24 protein-coding genes are annotated in these 26,228 nt (G+C 45.0%); 12 read left to right on the plus strand and 12 right to left on the minus strand.

The annotated features are described in order from the left end of the window. Nucleotides 1-15: 15 nt before the first annotated feature. Nucleotides 16-651, minus strand: a complete 636-nt coding sequence (locus tag ACRRS1_RS13040) for a DsbA family protein (protein ID WP_432467652.1) — start codon at nt 649-651, stop codon at nt 16-18. Nucleotides 652-781: 130 nt separating this feature from the next. On the opposite strand from ACRRS1_RS13040, the gene ACRRS1_RS13045 reads away from it, so the two are divergent. Continuing rightward, entirely contained in the window at nt 782-1,660 is an 879-nt protein-coding gene (locus ACRRS1_RS13045; RefSeq protein ID WP_432463387.1) for a LysR family transcriptional regulator, read from the plus strand. Between the two features lie 71 nt (nt 1,661-1,731). On the opposite strand, the gene ACRRS1_RS13050 is transcribed toward ACRRS1_RS13045, so the two are convergent. After that, complete coding sequence (locus ACRRS1_RS13050) at nt 1,732-3,273, minus strand: methyl-accepting chemotaxis protein (protein ID WP_432467651.1); 1,542 nt, start codon at nt 3,271-3,273, stop codon at nt 1,732-1,734. A gap of 666 nt (nt 3,274-3,939) precedes the next feature. On the opposite strand from ACRRS1_RS13050, the gene ACRRS1_RS13055 reads away from it, so the two are divergent. Both ACRRS1_RS13055 and ACRRS1_RS13060 read left to right on the plus strand, forming a co-directional pair. Beyond that, nucleotides 3,940-4,482, plus strand: a complete 543-nt coding sequence (locus ACRRS1_RS13055; RefSeq protein WP_432452737.1) for a NifB/NifX family molybdenum-iron cluster-binding protein — start codon at nt 3,940-3,942, stop codon at nt 4,480-4,482. Nucleotides 4,483-4,707: 225 nt separating this feature from the next. Continuing rightward, nucleotides 4,708-5,142 (plus strand): PaaI family thioesterase, encoded by a 435-nt coding sequence (locus ACRRS1_RS13060; RefSeq protein WP_432467650.1) that lies wholly within the window; start codon nt 4,708-4,710, stop codon nt 5,140-5,142. An 89-nt stretch (nt 5,143-5,231) separates the two neighbouring features. Here the strand turns inward: ACRRS1_RS13060 and ACRRS1_RS13065 are convergent, their stop codons facing one another. The 3 genes from ACRRS1_RS13065 to pdsO form a co-directional block, all read right to left on the minus strand. Next, on the minus strand, nt 5,232-5,852 hold the full coding sequence (locus ACRRS1_RS13065) for a class GN sortase (protein WP_432459581.1): 621 nt from the start codon (nt 5,850-5,852) through the stop codon (nt 5,232-5,234). Nucleotides 5,853-5,916: 64 nt separating this feature from the next. Then, complete coding sequence (locus ACRRS1_RS13070; RefSeq protein ID WP_432467649.1) at nt 5,917-8,115, minus strand: marine proteobacterial sortase target protein; 2,199 nt, start codon at nt 8,113-8,115, stop codon at nt 5,917-5,919. Nucleotides 8,116-8,135: 20 nt separating this feature from the next. After that, nucleotides 8,136-8,879, minus strand: coding sequence for a sortase-associated OmpA-like protein PdsO (pdsO, locus tag ACRRS1_RS13075; protein WP_432463390.1), 744 nt, complete (start codon nt 8,877-8,879; stop codon nt 8,136-8,138). A 222-nt stretch (nt 8,880-9,101) separates the two neighbouring features. Here pdsO and pdsR point away from each other — a divergent pair, with 222 nt between their 5' ends. From pdsR to ACRRS1_RS13090, 3 genes are all read left to right on the plus strand, one after another. Beyond that, on the plus strand, nt 9,102-9,794 hold the full coding sequence (gene pdsR, locus ACRRS1_RS13080) for a proteobacterial dedicated sortase system response regulator (protein ID WP_432452731.1): 693 nt from the start codon (nt 9,102-9,104) through the stop codon (nt 9,792-9,794). Next, nucleotides 9,794-11,956 (plus strand): proteobacterial dedicated sortase system histidine kinase, encoded by a 2,163-nt coding sequence (gene pdsS, locus ACRRS1_RS13085; RefSeq protein ID WP_432452730.1) that lies wholly within the window; start codon nt 9,794-9,796, stop codon nt 11,954-11,956. Before pdsR ends, pdsS begins: the two co-directional genes overlap by 1 nt. A 103-nt stretch (nt 11,957-12,059) precedes the next feature. Beyond that, a complete protein-coding gene (locus tag ACRRS1_RS13090) occupies nt 12,060-12,833 on the plus strand; it encodes a substrate-binding periplasmic protein (RefSeq protein WP_432467648.1) in 774 nt (257 codons plus the stop codon). Here ACRRS1_RS13090 and ACRRS1_RS13095 read toward each other — a convergent pair. The 7 genes from ACRRS1_RS13095 to pspA all read right to left on the minus strand — a co-directional run bounded on the left by ACRRS1_RS13095 (nt 12,826) and on the right by pspA (nt 19,754). Beyond that, a complete protein-coding gene (locus ACRRS1_RS13095) occupies nt 12,826-13,779 on the minus strand; it encodes a DUF808 domain-containing protein (RefSeq protein WP_432467646.1) in 954 nt (317 codons plus the stop codon). The genes ACRRS1_RS13090 and ACRRS1_RS13095 overlap by 8 nt on opposite strands. 138 nt (nt 13,780-13,917) lie before the next feature. Beyond that, complete coding sequence (locus tag ACRRS1_RS13100) at nt 13,918-15,096, minus strand: cystathionine beta-lyase (RefSeq protein ID WP_432467645.1); 1,179 nt, start codon at nt 15,094-15,096, stop codon at nt 13,918-13,920. Nucleotides 15,097-15,316: 220 nt separating this feature from the next. Next, nucleotides 15,317-16,423 carry a 3-isopropylmalate dehydrogenase gene (leuB, locus tag ACRRS1_RS13105; protein ID WP_432467644.1) on the minus strand — a complete coding sequence of 369 codons (1,107 nt, stop codon included), beginning with the start codon at nt 16,421-16,423 and terminating at the stop codon, nt 15,317-15,319. A gap of 111 nt (nt 16,424-16,534) precedes the next feature. Beyond that, nucleotides 16,535-18,007, minus strand: a complete 1,473-nt coding sequence (locus ACRRS1_RS13110) for a TyrR/PhhR family helix-turn-helix DNA-binding protein (protein ID WP_432452725.1) — start codon at nt 18,005-18,007, stop codon at nt 16,535-16,537. A 474-nt stretch (nt 18,008-18,481) separates the two neighbouring features. Next, nucleotides 18,482-18,856, minus strand: a complete 375-nt coding sequence (gene pspC / locus ACRRS1_RS13115) for an envelope stress response membrane protein PspC (protein ID WP_432452724.1) — start codon at nt 18,854-18,856, stop codon at nt 18,482-18,484. After that, a complete protein-coding gene (pspB, locus tag ACRRS1_RS13120) occupies nt 18,856-19,080 on the minus strand; it encodes an envelope stress response membrane protein PspB (RefSeq protein WP_432452723.1) in 225 nt (74 codons plus the stop codon). Before pspB ends, pspC begins: the two co-directional genes overlap by 1 nt. Before the next feature lie 11 nt (nt 19,081-19,091). Continuing rightward, entirely contained in the window at nt 19,092-19,754 is a 663-nt protein-coding gene (pspA, locus tag ACRRS1_RS13125) for a phage shock protein PspA (protein WP_432452722.1), read from the minus strand. Nucleotides 19,755-19,908: 154 nt separating this feature from the next. On the opposite strand from pspA, the gene pspF reads away from it, so the two are divergent. From pspF to ACRRS1_RS13155, 6 genes are all read left to right on the plus strand, one after another. Beyond that, nucleotides 19,909-20,889 (plus strand): phage shock protein operon transcriptional activator, encoded by a 981-nt coding sequence (gene pspF, locus ACRRS1_RS13130; RefSeq protein ID WP_432459584.1) that lies wholly within the window; start codon nt 19,909-19,911, stop codon nt 20,887-20,889. Between the two features lie 72 nt (nt 20,890-20,961). Then, a complete protein-coding gene (locus ACRRS1_RS13135; RefSeq protein ID WP_432467643.1) occupies nt 20,962-22,560 on the plus strand; it encodes an ABC transporter substrate-binding protein in 1,599 nt (532 codons plus the stop codon). A gap of 3 nt (nt 22,561-22,563) precedes the next feature. Then, nucleotides 22,564-23,529 carry an ABC transporter permease gene (locus ACRRS1_RS13140; RefSeq protein WP_432467642.1) on the plus strand — a complete coding sequence of 322 codons (966 nt, stop codon included), beginning with the start codon at nt 22,564-22,566 and terminating at the stop codon, nt 23,527-23,529. After that, nucleotides 23,516-24,403, plus strand: coding sequence for an ABC transporter permease subunit (locus tag ACRRS1_RS13145; RefSeq protein ID WP_432467640.1), 888 nt, complete (start codon nt 23,516-23,518; stop codon nt 24,401-24,403). Before ACRRS1_RS13140 ends, ACRRS1_RS13145 begins: the two co-directional genes overlap by 14 nt. Continuing rightward, a complete protein-coding gene (locus ACRRS1_RS13150) occupies nt 24,403-25,413 on the plus strand; it encodes a peptide ABC transporter ATP-binding protein (protein WP_432467639.1) in 1,011 nt (336 codons plus the stop codon). The genes ACRRS1_RS13145 and ACRRS1_RS13150 overlap by 1 nt, the downstream gene beginning before the upstream one ends. Beyond that, nucleotides 25,406-26,200 carry a peptide ABC transporter ATP-binding protein gene (locus tag ACRRS1_RS13155; protein WP_432452716.1) on the plus strand — a complete coding sequence of 265 codons (795 nt, stop codon included), beginning with the start codon at nt 25,406-25,408 and terminating at the stop codon, nt 26,198-26,200. Before ACRRS1_RS13150 ends, ACRRS1_RS13155 begins: the two co-directional genes overlap by 8 nt. The last annotated feature ends 28 nt before the right edge of the window (nt 26,201-26,228 follow it).

Here is a 26,228-nt window from a genome sequence, read left to right on the forward strand (position 1 = left end):
AGCTTAGCTAGCGCTTTAAAGCGCTTTAAGCTGACGCAATAAAGCTTGTGAGTCGGCATAAAAATCTGCGGTAGATAATTGCACACGACGTCCCTTAGACTCAGCAATCAAACTTGGCACTCCACGGGCAGCGAACTCTTGCATTAAATTTTGAGCCTGCTCGAGGCGCTGTTGATTCGCTTTGTGCAACTCAGGGCTGTCTAATAATGCAACTGCATCGCTAAGTTCTAAGGTGTGTAAGGCCTGCTCCAAGGTCGCTCGGTCAGTGACATTGCGGCCTTCCACATAGCGAAGTTTCTGAATCGCTTTCAGCATCTCCAGCTCTTTTTCTGGCTGGGTTAAAGCAACCGCCGTCAGCACGATTGTTGGCAAGCTACTGTCAAAACGTTGCTGATGATCAGCTAATACACTGTGACGATATTGTTCACTAAAAGGCTGTCCAGTTAGGCTGGCAATACGCTGATCATTTGACCAGGCAAAAGCTGCAAATTCTTCGTTCATCGCTCTTGAGCCTGCGCCGGAAAAAAGTCCAGTGGGTAGCAGTTTGATATGAACTTGCTCGCTAGCGTTCGCGAGCGCTGAAAACGCAGGGGAGATGCCGTAGCACCAACCGCATAATGGATCGAACAAATAGTTAAGGGTGATGTTCATTGTTTATCTCCTCAGTTAAGTGTAGCTACTTTAAACCGAATACATTGACAGTTAAACGCATTACATATATACATATAGTATGCTAAAAATAAACAATAAGACTGAAACTAACTTAGGTGACCTCGGTAACATGCGTCGCTTAGTCTATTTTACCGCTGTGGTAGAGACGGGTTCCTTCACCGCAGCAGCCGAGCGTCTCGGCATCACCAAAGCCGTGGTGAGCCAGCAAGTCGCTAGACTGGAGCAAGAATTCCGAGTATCGCTATTAGTACGAACCACTCGCTCAGTTAAAGTCACAGATGTAGGGCAAGCCTTTTACCAACGCTGCGTATTAATTTTGCGTGAAGCGGAAGAGGCCTTCGACGAATTAACCGACACCGTACTTGAACCTTCAGGGACCTTGCGGATCGCCGCACCTTTCGATTACGGGATCGGTATTATCGTCCCCACCATTGCTGCATTCACCCGACACTATCCAAACTGCAGAGTAGATGCCGCCTTAAGCGATCAAACTGTCGACATCATGTCTGGACAGGTTGAACTGGCAATCCGCGTTGGTTGGCTTAGCGAAGATAACCTGCCCGTAAGACGAATTGGCGAATTTCAACAATTTTTAGTGGTATCCAAGTCGCTGCATGCTCAATTACCAGAACCGCTGAACCTAAAAGATCTAAGCCAATTACCTTTCATCGCCAACACCGCATTAAATAATCCTTTACGCTGGAATTTTTTATCCGATGATGGTGAGCAGCAGAGTATTGAGATGCAAGCTTCGATCTACTTAGATGCCACGCTCGCAGTACGAGAAGCAGTACTTGCCGATGCTGGCATCTCCGTATTACCTGATTATGCGATTGCCGACGATCTTGCCGCCGGCCGATTAATCAAACTTCTGCCACAATGGCAGCTACCGAGCGGCGATATTCATGTGGTCTTCCCTTCGGCCCGCTTTCGCCCAGCGAAAGTAAGAGCTTTTGTCGACCTCTTAATCGAAAAGATAAATGGATGAGCGCCAACAGGATAAGACTTAGCACCACAGAAGAGTGCAGCCAACAAGTTCTCAATTGCTAAACCGCCCCCTTAAAACGAAGACTTGGCGTCAAAGGCTCGAATTAATCGCTCAAGACTATCCAGCTCAAGAATCACTTGCCGAGTCCGATCTTCTGACAACTCGGAGAGACTACCAGTACCTGAAATAGCCTCTTTCATTCGATGAATATGGTTAACCATTTCATGAGTCACCGTCGCTTGTTCCGAAAGCGCTTCGGAAGTGCGCGCCGAGCGTTCACCAATTGAATTAATATGAGAGACAATGTCGCTAAAGGCTGAATGGGTTTGCTGCGTTTGCTCAACGCTTTGATTTGAATAATGCTGCCCTGCTAAAATTTTCTTACCAGTATCTGTTGCTGTGGCTTTCAAACCCTCAATCTTGTTTCTAATATCATCCACAGAATGAGTGGTTTTCTCCGACAAGGTCCTCACTTCGTCGGCCACCACCGCAAAACCACGACCAGACTCCCCGGCTCTCGCCGCTTCGATTGCAGCATTGAGGGCCAGTAAATTGGTTTGCTCAGCAATAGCTTGGATTAAACCTAAGATCCCTTCAACACTATTCACATCTTGGTTTAACTGTTCTAGCGATGAGTGCGACACCAATAACTCTTGATGTAACTGTTGTGCCGAATCTAAGGTATTATTGACCACCGCTTGTCCATCCAATGCAATCTGCTGAACTTTTTGAGCATATACTGAATTCTCTTGGGCGTCGTTAGCCACTTCCTCAATTGCCGACAGCATTTCTTCGGCTGAAGCCGCCATTGCCTCCGTGGCGACCGTTTGCTCGTTGAGATTCTCTGTGAGACGTTTTCGACTGGCTAATTCGTCACGATTGGCTTCACGAATTTGGCTTGTGGTATCGATTGACCTTGCGGTCACAGCTCTAAGCTCAGCCCCTTTCATTTTTACCGCTAATTCAATCGCTGACCAGTCATCAAAATGGCCGGTATAAGGGTATTCCATCAAAGCATTGCTATATTGGCGCTGCGCTAAATCTACAACGGATCGATGGCGACGATGATTCCACCACATGACTGGCAATTGCAGACCCGCAACAATAACTGGCAGCCACCACCAAAGATAGCCTGCCGCTCCCAGCAACACCGCCACAAATGTAACGCACGCTAAAGCGGAAGAGACTCCCAGCCAACGACGGCGAAAACGCTTATCCTCTCCCTTATTCAAGGCTTGATAGACAGTTTCAGCACGACGGATCTGCGCATCATCCGGTTCGGTTCGAACCGATTGATACTCGTATACTTTGCCGCTTTTATCAACGATGGGGGTAACAAATGCCGACACCCAATAATGACCGCTGCCTTTACAGCGGTTTTTAACCAAGCCCATCCAACTCTGACCCGATTGAATATACTGCCACAACTGAGTAAATGCGGCTTTAGGCATGTCTTGATGACGGATCACATTATGCGGTTTACCTTTCAGTTCCGCGGCTTGGTATCCAGACACTTGGCAAAAATCCTGATTACAATAAGTGATGTGGCTATCTGAAGTGGTAGTAGAAATTAAACTGTCTTGTTTGCTATAACGGACCCGCTCATCGCTCATAGAATTACCCCAAATATGAATAGATTAGTCACATATCGAGTGTAGCCCATTGCACCTAATAATTGTCTTTTTAGTTAATATAAACATGCTGCGTGAACTGCTAGTGCCTATCGCGCTTATGATACTGTCGTTTAGCCAGACTTTTGAGCAAGCAATAAAAACAGGCTTGCTCTGCCGCAACAAATCCAGCAAGTAAATACTCAATAGTCTAGTCCTCCCCCCCAAAAAATAATCCACCAAACTATTCGTTGGCGCACATCTCAGGGCTTTAATTTTTTGCGCAGTTAGGCCGGCCCGTTCAGCTTTTATCGGACAGTCATCCCATAAACTGGCTAAGCGGTCAAAATAAGCACGCCAAAAAAACTCACCTTAAATCAATAACAAAACACTTCGCTAGCAACAAACTCGGATGCAAATCAGATCCAGACATCAAACTCAGATAACAGCTTAATCCAACGGCCACGCCTCTGCTGTAGGCGGTTAGCATGAACAATGTCATCCCAAATGTTGCATATGCTAAAAATAACGAGTATAAATAGCATATGCCAAATACAGGCTAGTTTTTTAATACCAAACTGCACTCGATGAGGGCGTAAATGATGAACATTGATATGCCCTGCAAACAGCGTTGTGCTGATGTACTTTCATACCTAGGAGTAACACCCAATGATAATTGCCATCCCCATTAATGATGATCGACTCGCACCACACTTCACCAAAGCCGACAGTATCTTGTTTGTCAACGAACAGGGGGAACAACTGTCCCGGCACGCTAATCCTGGATTGAACACCAACTGCTCGGGGAAAAAAGACTTACTTATTCTACTTCAGCAGCAACAGGCCAACTTAGTGATCGTTCGCAACATTGGCGAACAAATGCTCGGTAAGTTACTCGCTCTATCATTAAACGTATTACAATCACCAACCAGTAATAAAACCATTGAGCAGTTAGCTAGCAACGCCAGCCAGTTAATTCCGCTTCAAAATGCCTCTCAAGGACGTCCATCGATCAATCATCTGAAAAAACAAGCTGAAGGTGGTTGTGGCTGCACCCATGATGAACCTGCAAATTCAAAGCAAGGGCGCTGCTGTGAAGAACGCCATCATCAAGGACATCACCATGAGCAAAAATCAGGTCGATGTAACGACAACCCAGGCCATGCTCACCCGCAACACCAAAAAGGCCGCGGCCGATGCTGTCACTCTTAGCTTATTGCCTCAGCGCCTTTGTTATCATATTGCTATTTGTTGGGATCATGCTCGGTTTTAAACGAAAAAAACGGGCTAGACTCACCAAACCAATGCTTCACGATCAACGTTTATGTGGCTGTAAAACTGCCTGTGCTGAACACCTTTATCAAATCGAAGAACCACCCACAGCACCATAATTATCGAGCTCCGCAGGCGCGGAGCCCATATCTCATGAGACCCCATATGCAAACTTATCCAAAAGCCATGCAAAGCCATTCGCACTGTATGGTCTGTAGCGACCCCAAGTTCAACCCACACTCTCTTAATTTACGCTTTCAACTAGATGCAGAAGGTTGGACCAACAGCCAATTTTTGGTGACCGCTCAACATCAGAGTTATCATGGATTATTACACGGCGGCATGACCAGTACACTACTTGATGCAGCCATGACCCACTGCTTGTTGATGCGTGGCATTAAAGCGCTAACCGCCGAATTAAGCGTACGTTTTATTGCCCCAATTCGGGTGGGAACAACAGTAACAGTGCAAGCTAAACTACTGAGCCAAAAAAGAGGATTTTATCGACTGGAAGCTTTTATTTGCCAAGGATCACAGCAACTAGCGCGGGCCTCGGCGAAATTTATTCAAGCTAGCGATGCACTACTCACCAATGACTGAGCGAAACCTCGGTATCACAGCAAAACAAAATGGCCGATGATTGACAATAAACCCAGCAACGGATTGTCAGAAAACATCGAATATTCTGACTATATGACCCGAGGCTTATGTACCAATAAGGCTTCCACAATATATCGCTGCTGGGCTCCACCACTTAATTGGTTAAAGGGATAACAAGTAATCAAGGTGAGGCGGTTGTCGTCACTTGGTGCCATAAACTGAGTCGCGGATTGATCGACGATCTGAGTATTCATCACTTGATAAAGCAAGGTTTCGCCATGACTCGCTTCAATCTGCAACAAATCCCCCTTATTCACCGCAGCTAAATTTGCAAAATGAGTATCTCGATGCCCAGCGATCACGGTATTGCCCACCTCCCCAATCTTCGCACCACTCAGAACTAAGCCAGGGCCAAAAGCGAGCGTGCGCCCAGATGCCCCCGCCAACACATAAACGGAATCCACTTGATGCTTAAAATTTATGCTCTCTTGTTTGGTCACGAAGCTAAGCTTACCCACCGGATAAGTATCGGCCCACTGCCAAGGTTTATGCGGTTGCTGATCAACTAAAGTATGCTGCCATGCCTGCGCAATCAACAGCTGTGCAAGATAAGCTTTGGCCTGAATATACAAACCGTGGCTCAACACCAGAACACCGAATAGAAATAAACTACATGGTAACGGATGTTTGGCTAAGAAACTTAAGATCATAACTTGCTCCCCATACTGTCAACTCCCTCTAACAAAACCAGCCAAAGAGAGCTGACTCATTAAGCTAAATCAAGGCGGAAGTTCGCACTGCGGCTGCACGACGATGATTAAAGTATCCCCATCCCCAGGCACCAAGCAGCAAGCTTAGCCCAAATAAAATATCTAGCCGACTGCCCGTCGCGGTTTGAGGCAATACGCCATTCGATTGCCATCCCTTCGGCATCCCACCATCTATCGGTTTGTCGACCGCACGAAGCGTTGCAGGTTTCACCGGACTAATATCTACCGCCACCAAGCTAGTTTGCGAACTAACGAGGTGATATTTCATCGCCAGTGCTAATACTTGCTGATCAACGCGTTGCTCGTTAGCACCGTTTTTACTCAGCTCTAAGGCCGATATTTGCTGCCTCGCCCAAAGCAAATCTAAACCTGCAACCTGTTTATTGCTCTTTAAATTCACATTTTGTTGCCATTGTTGTGTGCCAAATTTACCGCTGACCCAAACTTGTGAATGTCGACCATGCGCCTGTTTAATACTTAACATTAAAGGTTGCCCCGAATACAAATCAGGAATATTCGTGGGCCAATAATCAGGGACGGTGCCATCATCATATCTCAGCTGAATGTCACTCAATACCGGATGAGCTATCTGTTCAAACAAGGCTGTTACTTTTTGTTCCACTTCGCTCTGCTTACCAATGTAGGTAAATGTGCCTTTACCTAATTCGGCAGCCCGCTGCATAAAATGTGAATTAGGCGCGGAGCCTATCCCAATGGTAAATAGGCGATTCGCACCAAGCTGCAGCCGAATTAATTCAAATAGCTGCACTTCGTTACTCACTGCACCATCGGTAATAAATATAACTTGGCGTAAAGAGCCATTTTTTTGGCCTTCGTTGTGGCTCAGGGCAGCCTGAAGTGCACTAAACATTTCGGTGCCGCCGTCTGCGCTTAAACTTGCAATAAAGCCTTTAGCGGCTTGTAAATTACCTTTATTTGCCACCAAGGAGTGCGCCGAAAATTGCCGATAATCCGAGTTAAATTCGATGATATTAAAGGAATCATCAGGCTCTAAACCATCCAATGCATATTGTAGCGCTTGACGAGCCTGAGTCATCGACTGCCCCGACATCGATCCTGAAGTATCAATCACTAAGATCAGTTCTCTTGGCAAGTCTAACTGATCCACTTTAGCCCCTTGAGGCGGCATTAACATCAACAAAACATAGTCATCTCGATTGCTGGTTTGAGCCTTTTGGTGACTTTGCCCCTGCTGCACATAAATGGCCGCTTCTGGCCGCAGACCGACTTGAGGGCGAAACTTCAGCACAAAATCTTGATTGGCATCACTAGAAAGCAAGTCAATATCAACACTGCCATCCTTGCGCGGATGACTGGCAATTGGATGATACAAACTAGTGAGTTGCGCTAAGTCAAAACCACTGTCGAGATGGATCTTCAATTTAACTGGTAGAGGCTTTGCTCCTATCGAAGTATATTGAGCAATACTGTGCTCTACTAAACGATAGGCGCTATTGTGATACGAATTTATCGCGTTCAATCCACTGAAATGCTCAGCAGACCAAGCGCCTGAGTGCTCCGCCCTTGGTTCCGCATCTGGAGGCTGGATAATCGCCATCGATTTACGAAAAATAAGCGGCGTATAACGCGGATTAACCAGCATCGGAAACCGCAGACTAAATTCACCATTTAGATAATCCAAACGCTGTTGATAAGTGATTCTCACCTGCAATCGCTGGTGAGGACCGAGGTTGGCGATGGCGGTATTAAATACATTCGGCCTTAACTGGCTAACCAAACTCGCCCGTTTACCTTGCCGCTTAGCCACTTCAAAAGTGCGTAGTGCTTGCTGTTTGGCCTGAACCTGCCCCTCAATCACCCGATCCCCTACCACTAACTGAAGCTGATCAACCGCCGCCTCATTAGGTAGCGGGAAAAGGTACTGACCGTTAATCCACTGCTCACTCTCATTAATAAAGGTTTGAGTCAGCGTCACTCGATTGGTCAGACCCGAGACCGTCATCGAGACGTCACTATGCAGTGGTAAACTGCGTTGAGCTTGACCATTTTGATCGATATAGCGTAGTTGTCCTAAACCTAAAGGATCTTGCGGCGTCGTCAGGCTTTGATTAGCGACTACCGCACAGGGTGACAATAACGCAGCCCCGAATGCGAGAACCACAGCACCAAAGTTAAAGGGGGAACCCCAGCCTCGGCGACAGCGGATTAATTGCTGGTCCATTTGCTATCTCCTAAACGCAATTACTGGGCGGCTAACATGCCACGCTGAGCACTAAGTTTGAGAGTGACTCGGCGGTCAAAAAAGTTGTTTTCTACACTGGGCTCGGCCAGCAATGGAGAACGATCACCAAAGGCTTGCGAATTCAGTCGTTGCTCAGCAATCCCTTGATGAATTAAATAGGCGCGAACCTCAGCTAAACGTTGTTCCGACAGCGCTTGGTTATAACGAGAATCGCCTTGACGATCGGCATAGCCAGTTAAGTTCAACTTCAGCTCTGGCGCGAGAGACATGGTATAAACCACATCATCTAATTGCTGTTTAAAATGCGGTTCGATCACCGATGAACCGGTTTTAAATTGCACATTCAGACCTAATTCAAGTTCTGACATCTTTTCTTGATGGGCGTTTTTAAGTTGCTCCAACTGAGCATTAACTCTGGCATGCTGCGCCGCTAATGTCTGGTATTGCTCAGTCTGTTCACTCAACTGAGCCAACTGCTGCTGTTGCTCACTTAACTGCTGCTGTTGACTGGCAAGTGCCTCTTCGTCAGCCACCGATTTACCAATAAACACCCCTGTAAAACCGCCAATAAAGGCGCCAATCGGGCCACCAATAATCGCACCAACAGCAGCGCCAGAACCTAAACCGATCATTTCCGTTTTCCCATCACGTTCACTCAGTTGCGGACTAGGCTCAGCCGCATAACTCAATGAAGAAAGGCTTAAGCTGGTCACTAAGGCGAGACTAATAACTGACTTGTTCATAATTAATATCCTTGTTCAATGGTTTCATTCACGAGGTTTGAAAAGCTCAAACCGTTTCGATGGATCCATTAAACAATAAACAAATGGCATTCACGGGCCGCAAAAATGGCAGTACGCTTATCAATTGTGGCAATAAAATGGCAATTCACTTAAGCCCCGCAAACTTGCTTAAAAATGAGGTATAGTTCACCTGAGTCAATCACTTAGAAGATCCATGCCCCTATGAAACGCATTGCCATCGTAGAAGATGAAGCGGCTATCCGCGAAAACTACAAAGACGTCCTACAGCAACAAGGCTATAGCGTCCAAGCCTATGCAAATCGCCCTAGCGCTCTGGCAGCCTTTAACACCCGCTTACCCGATTTAGCGATTATTGATATTGGCCTAGAAGATGAGATTGACGGCGGTTTTTCGTTGTGTCAGTCGCTGCGTGCGATGTCTAGCAGCTTACCGATTATTTTTCTAACGGCCCGTGACAGCGACTTCGACACCGTTTGTGGCTTGCGCTTAGGAGCCGACGATTACCTCACTAAAGACATTAGTTTTCCGCACTTAGTAGCACGCATCGCCGCCCTCTTTCGCCGCTCAGAATTACTGGCGGCCCCCCCTGTAGAAGATAACTTACTACAACGAGGCCCCTTAGCCATCGACGGCAACCGGATGCAAGTTTTATGGAATCAACACACGATTGAACTAACCGTCACCGAGTTTTGGATGGTACATGCCCTCGCCAAACGCCCTGGGCATGTGCGTAGTCGTCAGGACTTGATGAGCGAGGCGAAAATTTTTGTCGATGACAGTACCATTACTTCCCATGTTAAACGGATCCGCAAGAAGTTTTTAGCCAGCGACCCCAATTTCGAATGCATCGATACGGTCTATGGCATGGGTTACCGCTGGGATAGCCTCGCCTAATGCTGCCGGTATTACCTTTAGGCTTGCGAGCCAAGGTCACTTTTTTATCATTATTTTTGCTCTGCCTGCCTTGGTTGGGTTATCAATACGTCTGGGAAATGGAGAAATACTTACGTTTAGGCCAAGAGAAAACCCTCGAAGGAACGACCCAAGCCTTAGCGACCGCCTTACACGAACGCCCCAAATTATTTGACAGCCAAGCCAGCTTTTTAAGCCAAGTAGAGAAAGGACGCGATCTCTATGCTTATCCATTGGCGGGCCCGATCCTATTAGATGGTAAATTAAGTGATTGGCAAGACTACCAGCATCGAATGCTCACTTACGGCAAAGAACATGTGATTTACCAAGCCGATCCCGATGCACCGATCAACAGTCAATTTACTCACATGGTAGGCAAGTTTGGCCGCTATCTTTATGCCAGTTTTGAAGTCACAGATCCCGATGTGGTGTATCGCGGCAAAAATACCCTGCGCATCGATAATAACGATCATCTGGCGATCGCAACTTTGGCTCCTGACGGTAATTTTCGCCGCTATATTGTGGCCACCACCGAAGACGGTTGGATCAATGCCTTCGAGCTACCGCTCGATCCCAAGCTAAACACCCCCGTCAAACCAGAGATAAAGATCCAAGGACAGTGGCTAAGCACCAAGCAAGGCTATAACATAGAATTACGGATCCCGCTGAAGATGGTGGGCAGTAAACTTGGCTTTGCGATTTATAACGTGAATCGCCAAGCCAAACGAAAACTGATCTCTATTATTGGCACCTCAGCAATTGATAGTGTCGACCAACTCGGTACTGTGTTAGTCCCTTCGCCTGAAATTGAAAGCATTATTAAAGGCATGAGCCATAATAGCTCGCGTATTTGGGTGGTTGACAAACACGGTCGTGTATTGGCTAAATCTGGTGATATTCGCAATACCCAAAGTATTTGGGCGCGTAGTCTCAATCATAAATCCAAGACAAATTGGTGGAACCAGCTGATGCAACAATATCTGTATCCGCTGTACTACAAAATACTCACCAAACCGCCGCAAGACTTTGTTGACTCCTTGCAGGACTCAACCGAACTTAGGGGCAGCCATATTCAGCAAGCTTTGAATGGTAAACCCGGTTCAACTTGGCGGCTCACGCCCGATGGCCGTGCGGTTGTGTTGGCTGCCGCGAGTCCGATTTGGATCGACGACAAGGTTATGGGGGTGGTCATTGCCGAGGAAACCACCAACGGTATTCGAACGCTGCGTAATCATGCCCTCGAACGACTATTCAATATTATTCTGATTGTGATGTCGGTGGGTACATTGTCGCTATTTATTTTCGCTTCGAGTATTTCAAATCGGATCCGGAAGTTACGCGACCAAGCCGAACAGGCCATCGATAGTCAAGGTAGAGTGAGCGCACCACTGCGAGGCTCCAAAGATAAGGATGAAATCGGCGATTTATCCCGTAGTTTTGCCAATGTGGTTAGCCGTTTAAGCCAATATACTCATTATTTGGAAAATATGTCTTCTCGGCTGTCTCACGAACTGCGCACACCGGTCGCCGTCGTGCGCTCTTCATTAGAACATCTCGGTTTACAACGCCTCGACCGGGACGCTCAAAAATATGTCGACCGCGCTCAAGAAGGTGTCAATCGCTTAAATATGATCTTAAATAATATGAGCGAAGCGACTCGACTTGAACAAAGCCTATCGCAAGCAGAACGCTGTTCTTTTCCACTCACGAAGGTGATATCGGGCTGCATGCAGGGCTACCAATACACTTATCCTGAACAAGTCTTCGACTGTGATATTTGCACTGATGACTTAAACATCATTGGAGTTCCTGAATATATAGCCCAATTAATGGACAAATTGGTCGCCAACGCAATGGAGTTTAGCCTGCCCAATAAAGCTATTCAGGTGAGCTTTCAACGAGACAATAAAGACGCAGTATTACTTATTAGTAATCATGGCCCGACTCTGCCAGACAACATGGTAGAACAAATTTTTGAATCAATGGTGTCAATTCGCAGCCAACAAGCGCAACAAAAACCCCACTTAGGCTTGGGTTTATATATCGCACGTCTAGTCTGTGAATTTCACAAAGGTAAGATCTCAGCTCGTAATTTCAGTGACAACAGCGGTGTTGAATTTTGCGTCAGGTTGCCACTGATCTAATTAAATATTGAGTGGGCAGTTCACAAACTGATATTTAAGGGAAAAGCATAAGTCAGCTTCGCTCACTATACTTGAACTATCCAACTGTAGTGAGCGTATCATCATGCGGCTTTCCCAATATTTATTTCTATTGCTTGTTTCTCTCTCTCCGGCGCTTACCTCAGCAGCAACGCCTGCTCTCTCCTATATCACTGAAGAAGCCTTTCCGTTTAATTATACCGATGAGCGTGGTCAACTTCAGGGTATTTCGGTAGAACTATTAAGGCTGACATGGCAAGTCATGGGCGAGCCCGAACAAGAAATTAGAGTGATGCCTTGGGCGAGAGCCTATTATCTGATGACCCAAAAACCAGATATTGTACTATTTTCTACCGCCCGAACCAGCAAACGTGAACCTTATTTTAAATGGGCTTGTCCGATCGATAGGATTAAAGTGGTCATCTTCGGGCCCAAAAATACGGCAATAAAAATAAGCCATTTAAATCAATTCAAAAGCAGCATGATTGCTGCAATGCGCACTGATGTAGGGGAGCAACTGTTGCTCAATCACAGCTTTGACGACCACAATATCAAGCTAACCAATAACTACCGACAATTAATACGGCTGTTATTATCGAAACGGGTCGAGTACATTTCCGGCGTAGAAACCATTATTCGCCAAGCCGCAATTGAAAATCAACTGCCACTAGACGCTTATGAGGTGAAATGGCTACTCCAAGACGTGCCTCTTTGTTATGCCTTTAATCGTACGATTAGCGATCACTTTATAGAGCGCTTTCAAACCGCCTTACTCAAGATTTTGGACAGCCCTCGTTACTCGGAGATCCTAAAGAAATATCAATCTTTGCGAGCACCAAGCAACCATATACCTAAGTAGTGACTCGTCCTATCAAACGTTTAGCTGTCATACATCCCAACATAATGACTGCTCCTGCAACCACCCCAACTAGAGCGTTAAGCAATACTGGCACACTATATTTCAGTAATAGTAGGAAACCTTTTGCCGAAGCAAAGTAATGACTTATCTGATGCGTTAAGTCCGCGAACAACGGGATACCATGCACTAATATACCGCCACCAACCAAAAACATGGCAGCGGTGCCAACAATGACTAACAGCTTCATTAAGCGCGGTGCAAACCCTAATAGGGCACGGGCAAAAGCTCGCAGTATAAAACCACGATGATGAACTTCTGCATATTTCAACAAATATAGACCCGCATCATCAAGCTTCACGATACCTGCAACCAAGCCATACACGCCCGCAGTCATCATCACCGCAATCCCCGAAACGACGATTGTTTGAGTAAGCAGTTCCGCACCGTTCACCGTGCCCAAAGCGATCACGATAATTTCCGCCGATAAAATAAAATCAGTACGGATCGCACCTCGTATTTTTTCTTTTTCAAAAGCGACGAGGTCAATGGCCGGATCCGAGTTTGCCCGTATACGCTGCTGCCGATGCGCATCTTGCTCTGGTCCCGTTTGCTCAAACAAGGCATGAGATACTTTTTCAAAACCTTCAAAACAAAGGAATAAACCGCCTAACATTAACAGCCAAGTGATTGCCACAGGTAAAAATACACTCAACAACAAGGCCAAAGGAACCAAAATTAACTTGTTGAGCAAAGAGCCCTTAGCGACCGCCCATACTACAGGTAACTCACGATCAGCGTTAACCCCGGAAACCTGTTGAGCATTTAGCGCTAAATCATCACCTAACACACCCGCCGTTTTCTTTGCCGCCACTTTGGTCATCAGCGCGACATCATCTAATACCGCGGCGATATCATCGAGTAAGGCAATTAAACTTAAACCAGCCATGCAGACCCTTATTGTGATGGGAAACACCCATTTCCATTATTACTTTAAGAGCTAGAGTGCCAATCGCTCCTTCGCTGGCATTGCTCAGAGGCTTACAAAAATAGGCGCTTTATCCCGATTGGTATAAGTCCGCAGAGCTTAAAGTTCAGCCTTAAATCTCGCCAAACCCGCCGCTAAATCGGCGAGCAAATCAGCCGTATCTTCTAGTCCAATGTGCACCCGAATCAGAGTACCGGTTGCCTGCCACTGAGTCGCAGTGCGCAGTTTATCAACCCCGTTTACGCCCATGATCAAGCTTTCGTAGCCGCCCCATGAGTAGCCCATTTTAAAATGCTGCATGCCATCAAGTAAGGCAGTTAAAGCCTGTGAATTTCCCCCTTTCATCACAAAAGAAAATAGACCACAAGAACCTTGAAAATCCCGCTTGAAAAACTCATGCCCGGGACAACTGGCTAAAGCAGGGTGACGAACGTGATCCACATCATCATGTTGCATCAACCAATGAGCGACTTCTAAGGCGTTTTTTTGATGCTGAGCTAAACGTACGCCAAGGGTACGTATGCCTCGCATTGCCAAATAAATATCATCCGGCGAGGTACATTGACCCAATAAGTAAGAGTTTTCGCGAAGTTGATCCCAACAGCGTTTATTGGCGGTTGCCGTCCCCAACATCACATCGGAATGGCCAACAATGTATTTAGTCGCAGCCTGAATAGAAATGTCGATATCAAACTCAAAGGGGCTAAAATTAAGTGGTGAAGCCCAAGTATTATCGAGCATCACCACAATATCGTGATTTGCTTGTCGCGCAGCAGCGACAATCGCTGGCGCATCTTGTACTTCCATGGTTAAGGAACCAGGAGACTCGAGGAAAATCACTTTGGTATTGGCTTGGATAAGATCGCAGATGCCAGCGCCGATCAAAGGGTCATAATAAGTGGTACTAATGCCATAACGTTTTAACAGCATGTCACATAAATTACGAGTCGGCTCGTAGGCGGTATCCACCATCAGTAGATGATCACCCTGCTGTAGAAATGACAACAGCGCCCCACTAATGGCAGCGGTACCACAAGGATACAAGGCACAACCCTCGCCACCTTCAATTTGATTCATCGCTTCTTGGAAAGCAAAATGGGTTTGAGTACCACGGCGGCCATAAAATAAAGTTTTATCATGGCGATTAGCCGTTGCCAACTTCATTTCTTTAACACTGTTAAATACCACGGTAGAGGCACGCGAGACCGGCGGATTGACTAAACCTTGGGTCCACTTCTTATCACGACCCGCACTAATTAATGTTGTTTGTTTTTTCATTTGTTTAAGTCCAGATTAACCCCAATGCCACCCATTTGATAAACACTTAAGCCGAAGGCACTTGAGTAAAGCAAGCGATTGATTGCTATCGCTGCAGTTCCAATTGCTAAGCGCATCATCAAGCTAGCATTCATTTTTAGCAAGGTAAATAGGGGATGATTACCTTAGGTAGCAGCAACAAAAAACCAGCCCGTAGGCTGGCTTTATTAAGACTGACTCATTAACCTCGAGAGGTCTTATTTAACTCAGTGACAACCATGTCACCAAAAGCATCGGTATCGATTAATTTGGCATCATCACCTTTCGCGAGATCCGGCGTGCCATAACCATTAGCAAATACCGATTTCATCGCATGCCACAGATTTTTCGCTTCTTGTTCCATACCAAAGCTCATCTCTAACATCAGCGCAACCGAGCCAATCATGGAGTAAGGGTTGGCTATATTTTTACCCGCGATATCAGGAGCACTGCCATGAGAAGGCTCATAATAAGACTTCTCAGGTCCCATACAAGCTGAAGGCATCAAACCTAAAGAACCCAAGATCCCACCACCTTGGTCACTTAAGATGTCACCAAACATGTTTTCCATCACCATCACATCAAACTGGCCTGGATTTAAACATAAGTAAGTCGCCGCAGCGTCAACCAAAATATGTTTAACTTCAACATCGGGGTAATCCACCGCTACTTCTTCTAAAATTTCGTTCCACAATACGCTAGATTTTAAAACATTACTTTTGTGAATATTATGCAGTACTTTCTTACGACGTTGGGCGGTCTCAAAACCAACTTTTAAAATGTCACGAATTTGGTCTTCATCATACTCAAGCACTTCACGCACATAGCGTTTACCACTCTCATCTTTACCCATTTCTTTTTCGCCGAAATACAAACCACCCACCAATTCGCGAATGATCATGATATCGATACCCTCACCAATCACTTCTGGTTTCAATGGTGAGAAATGCGCTAATTCTTTGGGTAGATATACAGGGCGGAAGTTCGCATAAGTATTGTAACGTCGACGCAAAGGTAACAAAGCGCCCCGCTCGGGTTGCTCATCTACCGGAATTTTTTTAGAATCTTCGTGATTTAAACCAATCGTACCTTTAAGAATCGCATCCGCCTCATCACAGATGGCCATGGTCTCTTCAGGGAAAGATTTACCCGTTTCAAAATAAGCTACGGCACCAAATAAGGCTTCATTAAGTTCAAATGCGACTTCTGGGTTACGCGCTTCAACAGCTTTAAGTACTTTGACCGCTTGTTTCATTACTTCTGGGCCGATACCGTCACCAGCCAATAAGGCGATCTTATAGGTCTTCATTATGTTTGCGTCTCCATTGCTCTAATTTATATTTTTGCTTGCCGCATCATAGCAAAACCAGCGCAAGGGTAAACCTAAGAACGCGCTTTTTCACCGTCAAAGCAGCATCAGCTAGCTGTCAAAATCGGATTTATTACGAATATTATGTTCTCGAAGTTTATTGGCTATCGCGGTATGAGATAAACCCAACTTCTTCGCCAGTAAACGCGAACTTGGATGTTGCGGATAATGGTAACTCAGCAGCAAATGTTCAAATTGGCCCATCGCTGAATGATAATCTTGTTGCAACAGACTTTCGATATTCACACTGTCCACTACTTTTTCATGATGGTATTTAATATCATTCACTTGCCAGTGTTTAATATTACCGAAGTCGAGTGAATCTTGTAAAACCTGATAAAGTTGCGGAATGTTGCCCGGCCAACTCAGAGAACTTAAATAGCGCTTTACCTCTCGCGTTAGCGGAGGCGAAACTTCCTGATGTTTTGCATACTGAAAGTCTAACCAGGATTGACTTAAGGGGACAATATCTTCTTTTCGTTGCCGAAGCGGAGGCACACATATGCTATTTTTGATCAACGTATAATAACGATCGCCGCCCCATAACGCCGCCAGTTGTTCTGGCGTATAACGACTAGTAAACAAGAGGTGTTTAATCCCAAGTTGAGGTGCGGACAGCGCGCTAATCGCATCTTCAACCTCAACACTTTTTAAGCCTTCAATATTACTTAACAATACCGTATGCGGCCGTTCGGCAGCAATTTCTGCCAACTGTTCCAACAAACTATATTGCTGATCTTGACAATTGAATGCATAAAGACCTTGATCACTGCCCATCGAGAGCTCGTTCAGTAAACGGCCAAAAAATCGTTTTCCTACGCCCGCTTCGCCGAATAATAAGGTTGGCATCGGATGCTCAACCAGACGTTTGATACCGCTTAAGACAAGATTGGTTTCATCGCTGCTCGCAACCAAGCGACCTTCGCTAATTCCCAATTCAAGCTGAGATAAGTCAAAACTTGACTCTAGCCAATGCGCCGATTTAAACAGCATAATCGCGCCAGGAAGGTGAGAAAATAATACCGTTTCAGACAGCGGAATGATGTCAGCCATATAAACTCGACCACTCAGCTGAACTTCCACTAACTCACGTTTTCCAGAACCGCCACCGAACCAACGTTGTACACTAAAACCTCGTAAAAATCGGCCTACATCACTGTTTGTTAGAGACTGCGTGGAATCTGGGCAGGATTGTTCAAATGCCTGATTAAACTGTCGGATCTGACCTACCTTATCGATCAAGACCACCGGATAAGGCACATTGTCTAACAAAATTTGTACTTCTTTATGCTCAATTTCCGAAGGTAAAGCTGAAACAATACGCGCATCGGAAACGCCATTCACATAACGAAACTCACTCAGTAGTTGTTGCGTAAGAGAGAGTTCCATTTCAGCTAAATGTAAAAACAAATGGCCACTATCAACACTTTGCATAGCTTTTAGCGCCAATCCATGTTTTACCAATACTGTTAATACGGCACTAAAAACTGAGGTACTTTGCTCACAATTAAGTTCTATGCGCATAAAACGCCTACTACATCACCCCGTGGTTTGATACATTGACTGAGGCTCAAAAAAAAGCCACCTTCGTATTGTATTGCTTTCTGCTTAAACATCCGCGTTAACTGCAAAAAAGCTCTCCTATTCCTTAGTGACTTCAACATACTATTCGATTTAATGCGCTTATATGTGTTTAGTCTAACCAAAAAAGCTAGCTTAACCAAAGTGTCATTTGCTAATGAATTGGGTTAATTTGAGGCGTAAGCAATTTACTGCTCCAATATCGGTTAGATCAAGCGCTGAGGGCAACATTAATTCCAAGAGGGTGATTGCGCAATGGTTATTTGTGAATAACGATCGCCAATAAATGTAAGCTGTAATGAGGTGAGAGTCGAAAGGCTTGATGCCATCCCCAACGACTTCACCTAGGCCAGAATCATAACTACTGCCTGAAGCCATATCCATGGCACAGTCAACTGAATATTCATGTAATTCGAATTACAAATCCTTAAACTGACTATGGAGGTCAAAGTTACGAGCAGTAACCATTTTTTCAACTTTACGTAAGCGTTGCTCAAATCCATCAAATTGAGAGTCGAGTTCTTTTAAGGCTTGACTTGGCGTTTCGCCACGTTGCCATACTTTCGATTTTACGGTGACCTCATCGTTAACTTTGGCGTCGACAGGCTGCTTGTCCAAAAATAGCCAAGCCGCGCCATATACAATTAAAAATAACCCAAAATTGGTAATCGCCAAGGTCACTGCGATGATTCGAATTAACCAAGTTTCAGCGCCTAGGCTATGTGCCAATCCAGCACAAACACCCGCAACTTTGCCTTTAACTGGATCGCGATAAAAAGGTCGTTCAAACATTAGCGGTCCCTCCAGTGCGGCACTCGCTCATCAAGAATACTTTCTAATGCGCTAATACGAGACGACATTTCTTTCGCTCGTGCCGCTATCGCATTCAGTTGCTCTCGCTCTTGTTCACTAATGCCGTGTTCCAGCTGACGTTTACTTTTATAATGCAAAATCAACCATAAGGGAGCAACTATCGCCATAAATAGTATTAACGGTGTGACTAATACAGTAAGCATACCCTCTCCCATTATTTAGCCAATTTTGCTTTTAGTTTAGCTAACTCATCGGCAATTTCCGCATCAGCGCTCAACTCAGCAAACTGCTTCGCTAAGTCTTGATTCCCCTCATCCGTGCCTAACACTTCCGCTTTAGCTTCTAGTTGATCGATTTTAGCCTGAAACTGCTCAAACTTCTCACGAGTTTTTAAGGCGCGATCGTTATCTAATTGTTGTCGAACCGCATGACGATTTTTTACCGTGGTTTGACGAGCTATCAATCCCGCTTGTCGATTACGAGATTCAAGCAATTTAAGTTCTAACTGCTCAATTTCTTGCTGTAGTTGTATTAAGCTATCATCCACTAAACCGAGCTCGTGTTGCTGAACCTTGATTGACTCTTGTAAATGTTTCTTTTCCACCAAAGCTAAACGGGCCAAATCTTCACGCTCGCGACTTAAAGCTAATTCAGCTTTCGCTTGCCAGTCGTCCATTTGCAACGCCAAATGTTCGATTTTTCGAAGCAATTGTTTTTTATCAGCCAAAACCTTTGCGGTACTTGCGCGTACTTCTACCAAAGTATCTTCCATTTCCTGGATGATAAGACGCAACATTTTTTGTGGATCTTCAGCCTTATCTAACATTGCACTAATATTGGCATTAATGATATCGGCTAATCGAGTGAACATACCCATGGGAATTCCTCATTCAGTAAAATTGGTCTATTGTTCTCTATCAAGACTCATACCAATAATTTAAACCATTGATATTAAAGGGTATAATCTATAGGTGACAGAAGTGACGACCAAAGATATAGTTAAATTAACCAACTATTAGTGAGAATAACCAATGGAAAGCCCCAGTTTACTCGGAAATAGTCCTAGTTTTTTGGAAGTACTCGACCGAGTGTCATTACTGGCGCCACTGAATCGTCCGGTATTGGTCATCGGCGAAAGAGGAACCGGTAAAGAACTAATTGCCGCTCGTCTTCATTACCTGTCGGAACGCTGGGATAAACAATATCTAGGTTTAAACTGCGCCAGCCTCAATCCCAATTTAATCGAATCAGAACTATTTGGTCATCAAGCGGGGGCATTTACCGGTGCAACTCAGCAACGCCAAGGACGATTTGAACAAGCCAACCATGGAACGCTATTGTTAGATGAATTGGCGAATATGCCGATGGAAGTACAAGAAAAACTACTGAGAACTATCGAGTCAAACCAAATCGAGCGAGTTGGTGGCAATAAAAGCATCAACATCGACGTACGTTTAGTCTGCGCCACAAATCAAGATCTGCCCACCCTCGCCCAACAAGGACAATTTCGAGCCGACCTGTTAGACCGATTATCTTTTGCAGTCATCACTCTGCCTCCCTTACGCCATCGACCTGAAGACATTCTGCTACTGGCCAACTATTTTGCTTTAAAAATGACCCGTGAACTAAATCTACAATCTAAACCTCGATTCAGCCAAGCAGCGCAACTCAAATTGGAACAATATCATTGGCCTGGAAACATCCGCGAGCTAAAAAATGTGGTGGAACGAGCGGTGGTTGAAAATGGAGATCCCAAAGACTTAATTAACGACATAAACTTTGACGCTTTCGCGTCTCCTTGGCGTCCCAAGCAAGCTCCCCAAGCAACTCTAGAGGACAGTCACGACAGCACTGGATTTTACCAACAAGTCGCAACCTTCGAAAAAAAATTAATTACTCAAACGCTTAAGAAAAATCATTTTAAACAAACGCTTACTGCCAAATCGCTACAAATAAGCTACCATCAGCTAAGAGGATTAATTAAAAAGCATCAAATTAATACTCAAGCTTAGGTCTATCATTGGTTGAGATAAGCAGATGGTTAATGGTAAATTATCCCGCGGTTATCAGGATATCAGCTTTACATGAATGCATTTTTATACGGCACAATGATGTGCCTAAGCTTGCTGCTAGTCGGTTGTGAGCAACAACAAGACGTTAAAAAGCTAGGTTTAGTTTATTGTACCGAAACCGCACCTCGTACTTTTAACCCCCAACTCGAAAGCTCTATCAATGCGATTGCGGTCACTTCGCGGCATTTATACGACCGTTTAGTTGAAATTAATCCAATCACCCAACAATTGATCGGCGGGGTCGCCAGTAGCTGGCAAATTAGTGAAGATGGTCTGCACTATCGTTTCGATCTTAGACAGGGGATCCATTTTCATCAAACCAAGTACTTCTCGCCAAGCAGAACGCTTAATGCCGATGATGTGATGTTAAGTTTTCAGCGAATTCTGGATTCCGATCACCCCTTATATAAACTGGTGCACGGTGACTATCCATTCTTCAATAATATTGGTTTCGCAAATAATATTCGTCAACTCCATAAGCTTTCGCAAAGCACGGTCGAGTTTGTTTTAAAAAAACCTGATGCAGCTTTTCTCGCCAGCTTAGCCAGTGACTATGCGGTGATACTATCCGCAGAATACGCTGATCACCTGCGACAACAGAATCAGTTAGCCTTAATCGACCAGCAACCAATCGGCAGTGGGCCTTTCTATTTCGCCAATCAGCGCAAAGATCACTTTATTCGTTATTATCGCCATTGGCGACATTGGCGAGGTGCCCCACCGATGCAGCAGTTGGTATTTGATATTACTCCAAGCTCATCGGTCCGTTTAGCAAAATTACTCACCGGACAGTGTGACATTATGGCGCAACCTGCCGCCAACCAGTTGCAAGTATTGAAACAACGCGATGACTTATTAGTTTCGGTACAAGCAGGATTGAATGTCTCTTATCTGGCCTTTAATACCCAAAAACCGCCCTTTGCCGATGTGCGGATCAGACGCGAAGTGGCAGGTTTAATTGATAAACAGCGTATTGTTGATTCCGTTTACTTAAATACCGCTGAGATTGCACATGGGCTACTTTCGCCTTCTTCTTGGGCTTATCGACGTGAAGCCCATTCACCCGCCCAAAATAACTTGGTTTATCCTTATGTGGAAAAAGCCAAACAAACCGCGATAGAGTTTTGGGTTTTAAATCAAGCCAAGAGTTATAATCCTCAACCCCGTAAAACAGCTGAACTGATCCGTAATGATCTGATCAGCGATGGGTACCAAGTCAATGTGCGTTTGATCGATTGGCAGGTGTTACGACGCCACCTACTCGCCGGACAAGCAAATTACGACCTACTGTTAGTTGGCTGGTCTAGCGATAACAGCGACCCCGACGACTTTTTTAGGCAACAATTTTCTTGTGATGCAATAGAACAAGGCTATAACTATAGCCGTTGGTGTAATGGTCAAATTGAAAGCTTAATAGAAGATGCAATCCGTTCACCGCGTTTAATTAACAGATTAAAAAACTATTACAAAATTCAAGAGATCATCGAACAAGACGTTCCAGTACTGCCCTTAACTCACGCCTTAAAGATGTATTCATACAGTGATACTCTTGGTGGTATCACTTGGAATCCATACGGTGGTGTGTCGTTTAACAACGCATACAGGAAGTAAGCCATGCTACGCTATTTAATACGACGAATTAATCTATTTATAATCACCTTTTTAATTATTAATTTAATTGCTTTTATGTTCCAACATAGTCAGTCACTGGCGAGTCCAGCCGAAGCCAAAAGCGTTCAGCAATTCAGCCAATTTGTTTGGCATAATCTGAACGGTGACTTTGGCATATCGAGAGTCACTGGGAAGCCTGTTTTTGATCAATTGATTATTTTTCTACCCGCCACTTTAGAGTTATGTTTTACCGCCTTTATTCTGGCATTTCTAATCGGCATTCCTTTAGGAACCTTAGCTGGTATTTTCCATCAGCACTGGATCAGAAACGTCATTCTTAGCCTCACCATGATTGGCTACAGTATTCCGGTCTTTTGGTTAGCACTGTTATTAGTGATGAATTCTTCATTATTACTCGGATGGTTTCCTGTCTCAGGACGTTATGATCTGCTACTAGAGATCCCTCAAGTTACCGGATTTGGCATTATCGACGTATTCTGGTTACCACAACAGGCCCGCTGGCCAGCATTAATGAGTGTAATAAGTCACCTAATTTTGCCGACTTTAGTATTAGCAGTCGTACCAACCACCGAAGTCATCCGCCAACTCTCAAATTCGATGGCGAAAGTCATGAATGAAAACTACATAAAAGCTGCAGCGACCAAAGGTTTATCCAAGAGTCAAATTGTGATCCGCCATGCGCTGCATAATGCTTTACCGCCCATTTTACCCAGTTTAGGTTTACAATTTGGTAATGTACTCACCATGGCAATGGTATTAGAAGTGGTGTTTGCTTGGCCGGGGATTGGCCGTTGGCTAATATCAAGCATCTACCAGCAAGATTATGCGGTGATCCAAGGCGGCATGTTAGCCATATCGACTCTCGTTATTGGCACTTTTGTTTTCACCGACTTATTTACCGTCTTGATCCACCCGCTTCGCCGAAGAGAAGTGTATGCTCAGCACTAACGTTTTTTCTGAAACTACGGTTTCCAGCGCTCTACAAAGGGTTCTTAGTCGATTTCGTGATAATTCAATTGCGATGATTGGCTTTTGGGTATTCTTGATTTATATGGTCATCGCCTTGTTTGGTCCACTGCTCGCTCCCTATGCGTTGGACTTCCAGGGAGATAATCTAATGCAACCCCCGTCATGGAATCCAAGTGGCCATGTTGATAACTTTTTTGGGACCGATGATTTAGGTAGAGATGTATTTAGCCGACTCATTTACGGTTGTCAGCTTACCTTTGGCGGCGGATTATTGGTCGTCTGCTTCGCCGCATTTATCGGCATTCCATTAGGGGTATTTTCTGGCATGAGCCGCGGTGTAAAATCCAGTATATTACACCACTTAATGGACACCGCTTTATCCATACCCTCATTGTTAATCGCCATTATGGTGGTATCATTCTTAGGACCAGGATTACAAAATACTCTAATTGCGATTACCTTAGCTCAAATTCCGCAATTTATCCGTTTCACCTACATCGTAGTCTCTGCCGAGATCCAAAAGGAGTACATCACAGCAACTCGTTTGGATGGTGCCACCCACTACCGGATCTTAAAAAACGGCGTGCTACCTAACATCGCCGATGCCATTGTATTTCAAATCAACCGTAGCTTTTCGTCTTCACTGATTGATATTACCGCCTTGGGATTTATTGGCATTGGCGCGCAAGCGCCCCTTCCTGAATGGGGAGCAATGCTCGGTAACAGTCATGATTTGTTATTTTCAGCCCCTTGGACTGTAACCTTACCAGGATTTGTAATCATGAGCAGTATTCTAAGCGTTAACTTGGTTGGGGAAGGCTTGCGTAAAGCGATGCTCGAGGGAGTCGATTAATGGCATTATTAGACATTAGAAATCTGACGATTGAAATTGATACTCCCGCAGGAATCGTCAAAGCAGTGGATAGAGTCAACTTAACCATTGCCGAGGGAGAGATCAAAGCTTTAGTTGGCGAATCCGGCTCAGGGAAAAGTTTGATTGCCAAAGCTTTACTTGGCGTGACCAAACCCAATTGGAAGATCAAGGCTGACCGGATGCATTTGGGCGATATCGACCTGTTATCGCTCAGTGCCCGCCAACGCAGAAAAGTACTCGGCAATGATATTGCGATGATTTTCCAAGAACCGAGCTCCTGCTTAGACCCTTCAGAAGAAGTCGGCAAACAGATCGAAGAAGCCATCCCTTGCCATAATATCAAAGGTGGATTTTGGCGTCGTTTTCAATGGCGTAAAAAACAAGCGCATGCACTACTCCATAAAGTGGGCGTAAAAGACCACCATAAAGTAATGCGTAGCTATCCTTACGAATTATCCGACGGCTTATGTCAAAAAGTAATGATAGCCATGGCCATTGCAGGTCAACCAAAACTACTGGTAGCAGACGAGCCGACCACCTCGATGGAAATTACCACCGCCAGCCAGATCCTGCGCTTACTCGACAAGCTCAATAAGTTGAATAACACTGCGATTTTATTGATCAGTCATGATTTAAGTACCTTAGCTGGCTTAGCCGATACCATTAGTGTGATTTATTGTGGCCAAATCGTTGAAGTGGGTAGCTCAGTGCAAGTTACCAATGATACTCGGCATCATTATACCTCGGCGCTATTAAACTCTGCGCCAAAATTTGACCATCCCTTCGAACACAAGAGCTTTTTACCTGGCTTACCAGGTTCGATCCCAGCGCTACAGCACCTGCCGATTGGTTGCCGACTTGGACCTCGATGCCCTAAAGCACAACGAGAGTGTGTGATTCAACCTAAGTTGAAAAAGGTTAAAGGTCATCTATTTGCTTGCCACTACCCACTGAACATGGAACCAAAGGTCGTCTCTGATAATGGATAAATCAAAAATGGGGAACTTATTACAAGTTCGTCACTTATCACAACATGTTTATGTTCACAAAGGTTGGCTTAGTCGACAACGAGTATCTGCTATCGACGACATTAGCTTCGGCTTAAATATGGGCGAGAGTTTGGCGATTATTGGTGAAGCTGGCTCAGGAAAATCAAGCCTTGCCAAGGTATTGACCGGTATCAATAAACCGAGTCAAGGAGATATATTCATTCAGGGCGAAGCACTACAATTTGGTGATTATACACGTCGCTGTCGCTTAATTCGGATGATTTTTCAGGATCCCAGCAGCTCACTCAATCCACGTTCAAATATAGGACGCATTTTATCCGCCCCCTTAAGCTTAAATACCGAGCTTTCGGCTCAAGAGCAGCAACAAAAAGTAATGGCGACACTTCGATTAGTTGGGCTATTGGAAGAACATGCCGAATTCTATCCTAATATGTTATCCAGTGGGCAGAAGCAACGGGTTGGACTCGCAAGGGCTCTAATACTCAACCCTAAAATCATCGTGATTGACGAAAGCATTGCCGCACTTGATGTTTCAGTTCGCGCCCAAATAATCAACCTATTATTGGGCTTACAACGCCGTTTTGCCATCAGCTACATCTTTGTTTCAAACGACTTAGGCCTTGTACGCCACTTCAGTGACAAGGTACTGGTCATGCAACAAGGAAAAGCCGTTGAATTTAAAGACACCGAAGATTTTTTCACCCACCCAGAGCATGAATTAAGCCAACGCCTACTGTCGGCCTACCAAGATGCAATTCGCAAGTAAATCTTGGGCAGGTCTATAAAGCTCGGTC

This window comes from Agarivorans sp. Z349TD_8, assembly GCF_050870825.2.
Taxonomy (GTDB): domain Bacteria; phylum Pseudomonadota; class Gammaproteobacteria; order Enterobacterales; family Celerinatantimonadaceae; genus Agarivorans.